Source organism: Apibacter sp. B2966 (genome assembly GCF_011082485.1).
In the GTDB taxonomy this organism is placed as follows: Bacteria; Bacteroidota; Bacteroidia; order Flavobacteriales; family Weeksellaceae; genus Apibacter.
On record NZ_CP049714.1, the window covers coordinates 1,833,535 to 1,846,474 of the forward strand.

5 protein-coding genes are annotated in these 12,940 nt (G+C 33.4%); 1 reads left to right on the forward strand and 4 read right to left on the reverse strand.

What is annotated here, in order from left to right; translation table 11 throughout:
- Positions 1-2: 2 nt before the first annotated feature.
- The 4 genes from G8C43_RS07900 to G8C43_RS07915 all read right to left on the reverse strand — a co-directional run bounded on the left by G8C43_RS07900 (position 3) and on the right by G8C43_RS07915 (position 11,072).
- Positions 3-7,145 carry a type I polyketide synthase gene (locus G8C43_RS07900; RefSeq protein ID WP_166005278.1) on the reverse strand — a complete coding sequence of 2,381 codons (7,143 nt, stop codon included), beginning with the start codon at positions 7,143-7,145 and terminating at the stop codon, positions 3-5.
- Positions 7,146-7,319: 174 nt separating this feature from the next.
- Entirely contained in the window at positions 7,320-8,684 is a 1,365-nt protein-coding gene (locus tag G8C43_RS07905; protein WP_221411566.1) for an MATE family efflux transporter, read from the reverse strand.
- A 119-nt stretch (positions 8,685-8,803) separates the two neighbouring features.
- Entirely contained in the window at positions 8,804-9,508 is a 705-nt protein-coding gene (locus G8C43_RS07910; RefSeq protein WP_105296279.1) for a response regulator transcription factor, read from the reverse strand.
- 7 nt (positions 9,509-9,515) lie between these two features.
- The gene (locus tag G8C43_RS07915) at positions 9,516-11,072 is read right to left on the reverse strand and encodes a sensor histidine kinase (protein WP_160565859.1); all 1,557 of its coding nucleotides are present in this window, start codon (positions 11,070-11,072) and stop codon (positions 9,516-9,518) included.
- Between the two features lie 178 nt (positions 11,073-11,250).
- On the opposite strand from G8C43_RS07915, the gene G8C43_RS07920 reads away from it, so the two are divergent.
- Positions 11,251-12,933 (forward strand): glutamine--tRNA ligase/YqeY domain fusion protein, encoded by a 1,683-nt coding sequence (locus tag G8C43_RS07920; protein WP_166005280.1) that lies wholly within the window; start codon positions 11,251-11,253, stop codon positions 12,931-12,933.
- Positions 12,934-12,940: the final 7 nt, after the last annotated feature.

The following is a 12,940-nucleotide window of genomic DNA, read 5'->3' on the forward strand; positions in this document are numbered from 1 at the left end:
ACTCAGATTCCGAAAAATTGTTTAACTCCTTGATCACTTCCTCCCATAATTAAAACTTGGTTATCATTACCATATTTTAATTCGTTAACGAATTCACGAGCTCCTTGTTTTAAAGGAATCATAGCAACACCTCTTTTATTAAATTCATTTTCCAAAGAACTGGATACCATTCCTGCTCCTTTCCAAGGTCCCCAATTAATAGCTAAAACTCTGGCGTTGGTTTTTCCTTGGATAGCCCACGAAGTCATGTCAAACACGCTGTTGGCTGCAGCATAATCAGTTTGTCCTCTGTTACCGTATACAGAAGCGATGCTGCTGAAGAAAATAATGAATTTAATATCACTATGAAGTTCGTCTAAAAGTACGTGTAAAGGATTTATTTTAGTAGAATAAACTTGTTCGAATGCTTCTAGGGTTTTATGTGTAAATAACTTATCAACTAAAAGTCCTGCTGCATGAATGCATCCGTCAATTCTACCGTATTGTTTGTACGTATCTTTTATAAATTGCCTTAGTCCTTTTTCATCTGTTACATCTAAAGAAACATATGTTACTTTAGAATCTGACTTTTCAATTTGGGCTATGGTTTGTATAATTTGATTGGTTTTATCAATTTTTTGAGCTTTCTTCTCTATTTCAGTAGGAGTTTTCATTTGCTCTTCATTGATAAGATATTTACGGATTTCATTTTTATCTTTTAATGAAATGTATTTTTTATCTTCCTCAGTAGGTTTAGCGGAACGTCCTACCAAAATATAATGACAAGGATATTCAGAAGAAAGTTGATTAGTTAATTCAGCGGTAATTCCTTGAGCACCTCCTAAAACAAGTACTACAGATTCTTTATCCAGGTCTAATTTAGAGCTTCCATTTACAGCAAGAGCTTCAGGTACTAAATTAAGACGAAAACGTTCGGTATCTTTATAAATGACTTCAGCAGAAATGTCTTTTGCTTGTATTTCATTTAAAACAATTTCCGTTAAATTTTTAGAAGTAAATACAGTATTAGATATAATAGCTCTACAATTTATTTTAGAATATTCACGAGCTAAACTTTTGATTAATCCCGGAAAACCTTGAATTTTCTTTAATTCTTTGATATCTTTTTTACCTTCTAAATCACCCATCAGGTCGCTGAAGCTATAGATCCATTGAATACGATCCATATCAGCACTTTTTATAAGAGTAAAAGCATCTTTAATAGTATAATGCTTAGATGATTCTGAAACCTCTAGAATAAGAAGACCGTCGTAGTTTGAAAGATTTGTATTACTTTCTGAAATGATATCTACTGTAGCTCCTTTTGCTTCTAAAGCTTTTTTAAGATCTTTAGCCATAGATTTTCCATCATCAGTAATTGCAAATTTTTTGCCTTCAATTTCTATTTTATCTGATCCATTAATTGGATATTTTTCAAGTTCAAAACGAGTTCTTAAAAGAGGTTCGTCTTTAGCTGAATCAAGGTTTTTTTCTAATTCTGAAATTGATTCTGCATCAAAAGATATTTCATTTACAGCCGGTGAAGCTGCAATTTGCTTGTCTGTTTTTTCTGAAGAATCCCCATTTGCTAAATCTTCAATCCATCCGATAACCCCGTTTAATGTTTTTATAGAGGCCATTTTTTCGATAGCATCTTCAGATTCTTCAAAATCAGAAGTAATATTTAATCTTTCTCGTAATGCTCCAATTATTTCCATTCTTTTAATGGAATCGATACTTAAATCAGCTTCTAAATCTAAATCCAAACCTAACATATCAATTGGATATCCGGTTTTTTCACTTACGGTATTAAGGAGAGCATCTTTAATCACTTCCAAAGAAAGGGCTTCTTTTTTAGCACTTGGAGTTGCTGCAGGTAAAATATTTGTAGCTACAATAACTTCTTGAGATACGGGTTGATCTGATTTTACTAATTCTTCAACCCATCCGATAACACCGCTAAGTGTCTTAATAGAAGCCATTTTTTCGATAGCATCTTCAGATTCTTCAAAATCAGCATTGATTTTTAATTTTTCTTTTAAAGCTCCAATGATTTCCATTCTTTTAATGGAATCAATACTTAAGTCAGCCTCCAGATCCATGTCTAAACCTAGCATATCAATAGGATACCCGGTTTTTTCACTTACTGTATCAAGTAAAGTGTCTTTGATTACTTGAATTGATAATGCAGGAGCTGAACTTTGAGCAACCGTATGTACCGGTACGGCGACTTGAGCCGGAACAACCACCGTTGGTTGAGGGGTAGCAATTTGAGTGCTTTGAGTAGGCACTTGAATAGTTGTTGTTGCTTGAGGAGCAGCAATAGTTGTTGGATTTTGACCAAAGTATCCTAACATGACGTCTCTTTGGTTTTGTATCATAGATCTCATGTTACCTAAATATTCAAGGATAACATGATCCGCTTGAGTAAGATTGTTATTCATGGTATAAGTATCGGAAATAGCTCCAAAATTTAAATTTATCGGTTTGCTAATTGGAAGTGCTCCGTTAGGAGGAAGGCTTCCTACGGAAGAAATAGCATAATGGCCATTGATAAGCCAGTTTGTAGCTCTCTTTTTATATTTTTCCGGTTCATCAAAATTTATAGAAGTAACTTTTCTACCTTCAAATAGTTTTTCAAGATTTATATTTCTTCCGGTAGCAATATATTTAGCTAATGCATTAAGTAAAAAGGTAATTCCTTCTTTTTCTTTTTCTTCGGTTTGAATTGTAGTAATTTCTTGAGCACCTAATGTAGATTGAACAAGATTTATGAGAACTTTACCCGGGCCGGTTTCAATGAATACACGCGCACCCTCTGCATACATATTAGTAACCTCTTTGGTAAAGTATACTGGATTAATTAAATGCTCAGCTAAACGATTTTTAATTTCTTCAGGTTTGGAAGGGTATAGTTCTGCAGTTGTATTAGACCATATGGACAACGTCGGAGAAGTAAAATCAACAGAAGAAAGCTCTTTCAAATATAAATCTTTAGATTTATTCAATAGTGGACTGTGGAAAGCACAATCTACGGCCAATTCTCTGTAAGTGATTTTCTTATCCGTAAGTTTCTTCAAAAACTCAGTCATTGCAGCAGTAGAACCGGCAAGAATGGTTTGTTTGATAGAATTGAAGTTTACGGCCCAAACTTCTTTTTCTCCTTCAAGTAATGATTTTATTTCTACTTCCGGTAGATTTAATGCAATCATTTTACCCTTATCTTGTCCAACAGCATCTAAAATTGCATGGGCTCTTTTTCTACTTAAAGAAACTAATTCTTCAGGTTTGAATACTCCTGCAAAACAAAGCGCAGGAAGTTCTCCATAGCTGTGTCCCGCAACCATATCCGGTTCAATTTCTAAAGATCGTAAAAAACTGGCGATCGCATAATCAACGATACCTAATGATGGCTGGGCATTTTGAGTTTTTGTGATGGTAGTTTGCTGTAATTTCTTACTCTCATCATCAAAAACCGCATGAGGGAATAATATTTTTTCAACCTCTTTATTTTGAATTAATAAGGATCTCATAGCAGGAAATGCCACAAAAAGATCACGAGCCATATTAATTCTTTGACTTCCTTGTCCTGAAAATAAAAAGGCAACTTTACCTTCCTTAGGATTCCTTAGATAAATTCCCGCTTCTTCTTTATTGGAAAGAAGAGATTCAATTTTATCTTTTAATTCAATAGTATTGGAAGCTACTATAGAAGCTTGAATATCTTTATTGTTATCAGTTGCTAAACTATAAGCTATATCTTTTAAGTTTAGAGAACTGTTTATTTCAATTAAATTTTTAACTTTTTGAGCAATTTGTTTGGCTTCTTGTAAGTTATCTCCTTTGAAAACAAATAATTCGGAAGGCCAAGAAGTTAAGCTGCTTGTCGTAGGAATTTCTGATTTATAATTTTCCATAACAACATGGAAATTGGTTCCACCAAAACCAAACGCACTTACACCGGATATTCTTCTTTCACTGCTCCAGATTCCCGCTTTAGTATTGAATTTAAACGGACTGCTTTCTTTGTTATAAAAAGCATTCGGATTAGTTAAATTGATGGTCGGCGGTTGAATACCGTAATAGGTTGCTAAAGCCGTTTTAATCAATCCGGCCATACCGGCAGCACATTTAGTATGTCCGATTTGAGTTTTTACAGACCCTAAATGAGTTTGTCCCACTAAAGCTCCGGACTCTAAAAACATTTCAGTCAATGCGCTTAATTCCGTTTTATCACCTACAACAGTTCCTGTTCCATGAGCTTCAATTAATTCAACTTCTGAAGGTAAAACACCTGCATGTTTATAGGCTCTTTGTAGGGCTTTCATCTGACCTCTTTTATTTGGAGCGGTCATACCTAAGCTTTTACCGTCACTGCTGGCACCTGTTCCTCTTATTACGGCATAGATTCTGTCCCCATCGCGTTCTGCATCTTCCAATCTTTTTACCACAATCATTCCAATTCCTTCTCCTAAAGCAATTCCATCAGAATTAGCATCGAAGGAAGCACATTTTCCTTTTCTTGATAAGGCATGTGTTGCAGAGAACATTAAAAAGTCATTTAAACCATTATGTAAATCTGCACCTCCTATGATGGCAATGTCTGTTCTGTAATTTTGTAATTCTTGGCATCCAATATCTACTGCTGCAAGAGATGCACCACAGGCAGCATCAACAGTATAGTTGGTACCTCCTAAATTTAACCTGTTGGTAATTCTACCGGCCACCACATTGGATAAAACCCCCGGGAAGGAATCTTCATTAAGTTTAGGAAGCATATTTTTAAGTTCCTCAGGAAGATCTCCGAAAACTTGTTTAGCATATCCTCTAAACCCATAACTTGAAGCTAATTCGGTTGCTCCTTCAGCACCGATGATAACAGATGTATTTTCTCCATCGAAAGTTTTCATGTCATAACCGGCATCTTCCAATGCTCTTTTAGCCACTAAAAGGCTTAATAACTGCACCGGTTCTATAGAAGCTAATGATTGAGGAGGGATACCAAATTCTAACGGATCAAAATCAATGGTTGGTATAAAACCACCCCACTTAGAGGAAACGAAATCAGTGTCTCTGGTGTCAGGATTATAGAAAAGTTCTTTATTCCATCGGTCATCAGGAACTTCGGTAACACAATCTTTACCGGATAAAATATTTTTCCAGTATTCCTCTAACGTTTGGGCTTGAGGAAAAATACCTGCCATACCAACAATTGCCAATTTAGAACCACTAGGTTCTTTAGTTGGTTCTGTAAGATTTTCTAATTTTGAAAGAACTTTATTGTTTTCTATTGCTACGTCTTTGTGGAGTTCTTTTATGGTAGTTGAATTGCCTCTTAATGCACCAACCTGTCCAATCATAAATACCCCCTTATTTAACTGATCTTCATTGGAAAGTTTGATAAGTTCTTTACCCTGTCTTTCAATTCCTTTTGCAGCAATTCTTTGACGTCCCAAGTTCATTTCTTCAAGTTTTAGCCAAACTTCTTTGGAATCTAAACCTTCCGCAAATAATCGTTGTTTTTCTTGATCGAATAATTTGGTAAAAGGGGTAGGTAGAGCTCTGGTTTCTTGACCTGGAGCCGCTTCTAGTAAAACGGTTTTATCATGTGCTACGGATTGTTTTTGATATTCATCTGAAATAGCACCCGTTTCAACAGCTTCTTTTGTAAATAAGTAAGAAGTTCCCATCAATATACCAATTTTAGCTCCTTTTGCTGCTAAGGATGCAGACATAATAGAGATAAATGCGGAAGAAAATGCATCGTGAATTCCTCCTGCAAAGAATATATTTAATGTACTTGGTTGGTCGTCTTTTAATAAACGATAGATTTGTTTTTCCCAAAGAACCATACTAGGTAAAGGGCCAACATGTCCACCGCTTTCTCTTCCTTCAAAAATGAAATTTCTGGCACCTTCTTTTAAGAACATGTCCAGTAATGATACAGATGGGACATGTAAAAATGCTTTGATACCTTCCTTTTCATAAGGTTTAGCTAATGAAGGTCTTCCACCTGCAATGATAATAAAAGGAGGTTTATTTTCGAGGATGTATTTCATTTGCTCTTCACGCAATGGTGCCGGAGCAAAACCTAAAATACCTACTCCCCAAGCCTTATCTTTTAATAGAGCATGTGTTTTTTCAACAGCATCTTTAGCTGCTTGTCCAATCATCAAGCTCATTGCTATAAATGGAACACCACCTTCATTGGCAATTTTTTCAGCAAATTCAGGTACGTCACTTACACGGGCCATAGGACCTTGAGCGATTGGAAATCTGGTTCCTAATTCTTTCGCAAGAGGGCTGTTCTCTCCGATTATATTTAAATTTTTAGCTTGCAATAAATGCCCATAGGCAGCTTCTTGAAAAGCTATAATTAAATTTTCAAGCTTTTTGTATCGTTCTACAAAATCCACGGATAAGCAAATATCCTGCCCCATAGGAATTATATTTTGAGAAAGATCCAGGCCGCCTAAAAAAGGTAAAATATCTTCATATTTTGCTTGTATTGGTAATTCCGGTGAATTTTTTCTAAGTAAGATTCTGAAATTGTCGATAATAACAGTTTCGCTTCCACTCAGCTTGTTAAAAATATTTTTTAAATCTTTAGATATACTACATTCTGGAAAAAGAGCGATTTGACTATCAAGTATGATACCTTGTGCCCCCATTGCTAAGGCAGCAGCAGAGGTATGAATACCCATTCCTCCTTGTATGTAAATTTTAGTTTTTAATTTTTTGTGCTTGTTTTTGATTCCTTGAAAAAGAACATATGAGGATTCATAAGCCACTTTTCCTGCTCCTTCATTTCCTTTTAATATAATTGATTCTACCCCTTTTTTGATGGCTTCTTCTGCTTCATCCAATGAGTGAACTTGATGAAAAATTTCTATATTTTTTTTAACAGAAATTTTAAAATTAAAAGGAATAAATATTTTTGTTACATTTTCAGGAAGTGTAAGGTCAGCCATTGATTCTGACACAAAACATACACCAAATGATTCTCTTGTTTTTTCAGAAAGTTCATTTAAACTTTGAATAGCTTTGTTTTTATCTCTTCCTAAATGTAGGATTGGAAAAGCCCCGGTTTTAATAGTTTTTAAGGCTAGATCAACGTCAGGTAATTCAAAAGGAGAAAGAACAAATAACTCTTTTTTTTCTTGCATGGCTTAAAAAAATTGTATTTAGTAAATATTTAACTTATCAATGTTTTTTACTACTTAAGATAATCTAGGATCACATAGTATTAACTAAACATATTCCCCTTATAATTAAAGAGGGAAATCGAATCGCAAATATAATCAAAAAAAGAATAATTTTAACATTTTGTTAATATTAATTTAGATTAAGTTTTTGATCTTGCGAACCTGCCAAATAAAGATAATTATTGCTAAAATAGTAGAGATTGTATCGGATAAAGGGATAGAGTACCACACCCCATTTAAATTTAAGTAGTTAGGTAAAATAAATAATGAGGGAACAAGTAGTAAGAATTGTCTGCTCATACTTAAAATAAAAGCAATAACAGCTTTTCCAATACATTGGAAAAAATTGGATATAACCATTTGTATACCGCTTAATGGTAAAGTTATGGTCATTATTTGTAAAGCTAAAGATGCTTCTTTTGCTAATTTTGGGGAAGGATTAAAGGGTTTAACAACAAGTTCAGGAAATAAAAAACCGAATAAAAACCCTAGACATCCAATAAAAAATCCGGTTTTAAGGCTATAAGTTAACGTGTCCTTAACTCTATTCATATTTTCAGCACCGAAATTATACCCTATAATAGGCTGCATTCCTTGAGTTAAACCTACTAATACCATTATAAATACCATGATCAGGCGATTGGCTATGGTATAAGCTTCTATGGCTGTGCTGCCTCCGTAAACATTAAGCCTGTTATTTATGAATAAAACAACAACAGATGCAGCAAGTAACATGAAAAAAGGAGCAAACCCCACATTAATTATGGACCATATGATCTTATAATTGGGTTTTAAACTTTTCAAGTGAAAATATACAATGGAATTAGAATTAAAAAAATGTTTTAAAACGACACCCAAGCCTATCGCCATGGAAATATTGGTTGCTATGGCAGCACCTTTCATTCCCCATTTCAATACAAATATAAAGATGGGAGCCAAAATAATATTGGCGACAACTCCAATAAGCATCATATACATGGCTTTTTTAGGATATCCTGATGCTCGCATGATACTGTTGAGAGCATAATTAACCGTTAAAAATATATTTCCCGGAAGATAATAGAGTAAAAATTCTTTTGCAAATGGGAATGTTTGAGGAGTAGCTCCAATACCAATAAGTATCGGATCCATGTAGGCATACATACCTATGATTAACAAGAAAGTTAATGCGGTAGCTAATAAGATGGAATTTCCCAATACAATATTGGCAGATTTCATATCTTTTTGGCCTAGAAAAATTGAGGTACGTGTAGACGCTCCGGCTCCAACCAGCATACCTATTCCTGAGATAAGGTTCATTATGGGAAGAAGAACTCCCAGTCCTCCTATAGCATGATCTCCCAAATTTTCTCCATGACCTATGTAAATACTGTCAATGATATTGTATAAAGCAATTACTATAGTTCCTATAATAGCCGGAACGGCATATTTCCAAATAAGTTTGCCGGGTTTTTCATTCTCCAGCTCTGAGATGTTTTGAGATTTATCTATAGCCTTCATTCGTAATAATTAAGATCGTCTGTTTTTTAATAAATAGTTAGTTAAGTAAAGGAAAAGAATAGGTTATTAATCTTTTTTATGAAGATTAATAATCTATTCCATATAGTTTTTGAGAAAGATTAATCTTTCACTAATAAGCGAAAACCTTCTCCATGAATATTTACGATTTCTACATTGTCGTCATCTTTAAGTAATTTTCTGATTTTAGCAATGTAAACATCCATACTGCGAGAAGTGAAATAATTATCATTATGCCAAATTTTAGTTAAGGCTTCTTCTCTTGGCATAAGATCATTTTTATACTTGCAAAGAAGTTTTAACAGCTCATTCTCTTTAGGAGATAATTTATGCATTTTACCGTTAACCTCTAATTGACGTAATTTGGTGTTAAATTTAAAATTGGAAATTTCATAAATTTCTTTGTCTTCATTTTCAGAATTAACGGAAGAATTGGAATTCCTTTGAAGAACGGCATTAATTTTATACAATAAAACTTCAGAATCAAATGGTTTAGTTATATAATCATTAGCGCCAAGTTTATATCCGGTAAGAATATCCTCACGCATATTTTTAGCTGTTAAAAAGATAATCGGAACATCCGGATTAATGTCAATAATTTCTTTAGCTAATGTAAAGCCGTCTTTTTTCGGCATCATTACATCGGAGAGACAAATATCAAAATTGTCTGCTTTAAATTTTTCTAACCCATCCTCACCATCAACAGATAGGGTTACATCGTAATCGTGAATAGAGAGGTAATCTTTTAAAACAGCACCAAAACTTGGATCATCTTCTACTAATAATAGCTTTACTTTTTTATCCATGATATTTTTAATTTAGAGGAATACGTACAATAAAAGTGGTTCCTTTATGTAATTTACTAACAACTTTAATACCACCATTATGTAACTTAATAATATTTTTTACGTAGGTCAAGCCTAATCCGTGACCTTTTACATTATGTATGTTTCCGGTTTCTTCCCGATAAAATTTTTCAAATATTTTTTTTATAACGTTTTCAGACATACCTTTTCCTTTATCTGAAATTTCAACTACGTAATCATTTTTATCGTTGTAAGTTTTTACCGAGATTTCAGGTTTTTCTAATGAATATTTGTTCGCGTTGTCTAATATGTTAACAAAGGCATTGGTGAGATGAAATCCATCCACATTTCCAATATATTTATCTGCTAAATACTCTTCTTTGATTGTTCCCCCTCGTTGTTCCACTTGTACCCGAACAGTTTTAATGCTGTTTTTCAGGATTTGTCGAATATCTGTTTCTTTTCGGATCAGTTGAAGTGCATTTCGTTCAAGTTTCGACATTCTCAAAACCATCTCTACTTGTTTTTTCATTCTATCATTTTCTTGCTTAATTAAAGAAGTATAGAATTTCATCTTTTCCGGTTCTGATTGAACTTTCTCCGAATTTAGCGCATCCGTAGCAATATTAATGGTTGCTATAGGAGTTTTAAATTCATGAGACATATTATTTATGAAATCAGTTTTTATTTCAGAAATCTTTTTTTGCTGGGACATATAATATATAGAAGCAATATATATAGCAATAATGACCAAAGTAGAGGCTATGGTTACCCCAATAGCTCCCAAAATAGGATTTAGTACGGAATATTGTTTAGAAGGAAAATAAACGGATAAATAATATTGGGTATTATCTTTTCCGTCAGAAAATAAAACTACATTGTAATTTTGAGTAAACTTATTACTTAAGATAAAATCATCACTATGGATTTTAGTTAATTTAAGTTTATTGTTGAGCACTCCGCATTTAAATTCAGTATTAATATTGTGCTTTTTAAGTTCTAAGCTAACCACTGAATCTATTAGCTGCATGTTAATCCTGGATTCCAAACTCATCTGGTTTACACTCAATCTTGCAAATTCGTCTAAGGTAAATTTAGGGCTTACAAAACTATTTTCAATATTTTTTTCAATCGGTTTAATATTGGTTTGAAGCGAATCTTTTTTAATTTTTAATACGCCTTCATCCGTTAGTAAATTGGTGATTTTTAAAGTATCTTTTTTTGAAAAAGGAATGATGAGAGGCTTTTTATTAACGATTGTTTTTTTATAAATGATGTATTTAACAGACTGAGAGTCAATAACACTCATGGCTGTTTGGATGGTGCTGGAATCTTTTTGATTATTGATGTCTTGATAGAAATTAGTAAATGGTTTGTAAAATTTATTAATCTCTATAGTATTAATTTTTTTGGAAGAATTATTTAGTGCTTTGTATACACGAGATGAAAAATCCTGTTCACCTGCATCTATAGCTTGTTTCAGCCAAAAAATCTGCAATCCCACAAAAACTATAAGGGAGATGGTCATTAATCCCGATAAAATAGGGATGAAACGTTCCTTCATAGTACAAAATTAATCATTTTAACCGATGAAATTTACGACATATCGAAAATTTTCAATATTTTTAAAATCTTATCTGATTAAAAATAAAGCTAAAGAAATATTTATTACGTTTAAAATATTATATGGAGAATAATTTTAAAAATGATTTAAATTTGTACGTCTATAACTATATTATATTATGCACCAAGAAGAAAAAAAATCTTTAAATTTTTTAGAGCAGATAATTGAAGAAGATTTAGAAAATGGTTTTCCTAAAGAGAAATTAAGGTTTAGATTTCCACCTGAGCCTAACGGCTATCTTCATGTAGGCCATATCAAAGCCATTTGGATAAATTTCGGATTGGGTCAGAAATATAATGTACCCGTTAATTTACGATTTGATGACACTAATCCGGTTAAAGAAGATCAAGAATATGTTGACGCGATTAGAAAGGATGTAGAATGGCTGGGATATACTTGGGATAAGGAATGTTATGCTTCTGATTATTTTCAACAGTTATATGAGTGGGCTATAAAATTAATTAAAGAAGGAAAAGCATATGTTGATAATCAGACTTCAGAAGAGATGAATGAGCAGAAAAAAAATCCTTTTGAAGAAGGTATCGAAAGTCCTTATAGAAACAGGAGCATAGAGGAAAACCTTGATCTTTTCCAAAGAATGAAAGAAGGAGAATTTGAGGAAGGAAGTTGTGTACTTCGCGCAAAAATAGACATGAAATCTCCTAATATGAATATGAGGGACCCGGTAATGTATCGTATTTTAAAAAAACATCATCAAAGAACCGGTAACGAATGGTGTATATATCCTTTATACGATTGGACACATGGAGAATCAGATTACATAGAGCAGGTTTCTCATTCTTTATGTTCTCTGGAATTTGAAAATCACCGACCTTTATATGAATGGTTTTTGGATCAAGTATACGATCCGGCAAAAGTTAAAAGTAAGCAGCGTGAATTTGCCAGATTAAATTTAAGTTATACGATTACCAGCAAACGAAAATTATTGCGTTTAGTAGAAGGAAATTATGTATCCGGTTGGGATGACCCGCGAATGCCTACCGTATCGGGTATGAGAAGAAGAGGATATACTCCTGAAGCTATTAAAGATTTTATGGAACGAGTAGGAGTGGCTAAAAGAGACAACATTATTGATTTTGCTTTATTAGAATTCACGGTAAGAGATCACCTTAATAAGATTGCGCCAAGAGTCATGGCTGTGGTTAATCCGGTGAAAGTTGTAATCACTAATTATCCGGAAAATTCAGAAGAAAATGTTTGCATTGAAAACAATCCGGAAAATAGTGATGCAGGAGAAAGAGAAGTTCCTTTTTCAAGAGAAATATATATAGAAAGAGAAGATTTTATGGAAGAAGCTCCTAAGAAATTTTTCCGATTGACCTTAGGAGGAGAAGTCCGATTAAAAGGAGCTTATATAATTAAAGCAGAATCTGTAGAAAAAGACGAAAACGGTGTAATTCAAACCATTTATTGCACGTATGACGATAAAAGTAAAAGCGGAAGCGGGACAGAAGAAAGCATGCGAAAAGTGAAAGGTACTTTGCATTGGGTATCCGTTAAACACGCATTACCTATAGAAGTGAGAATCTATGATCGATTATTTAAAGAAGAATCTCCGGATACGCAAGAAGGTGACTTTTTAAATTTTTTAAATCCGGATTCTTTAAAAACTATTCATGGTTTTGCAGAACCCGGCTTAAATGGTACAAAAATTGGAACAAAATATCAATTCCAAAGACTTGGGTATTTTGCAGTCGATGACGATTCAACAGAAAATCATCTAATTTTTAACAGAACTGTAACATTAAAAGATACCTGGGCGAAAATCGCTAATAAATAAAGTTTTA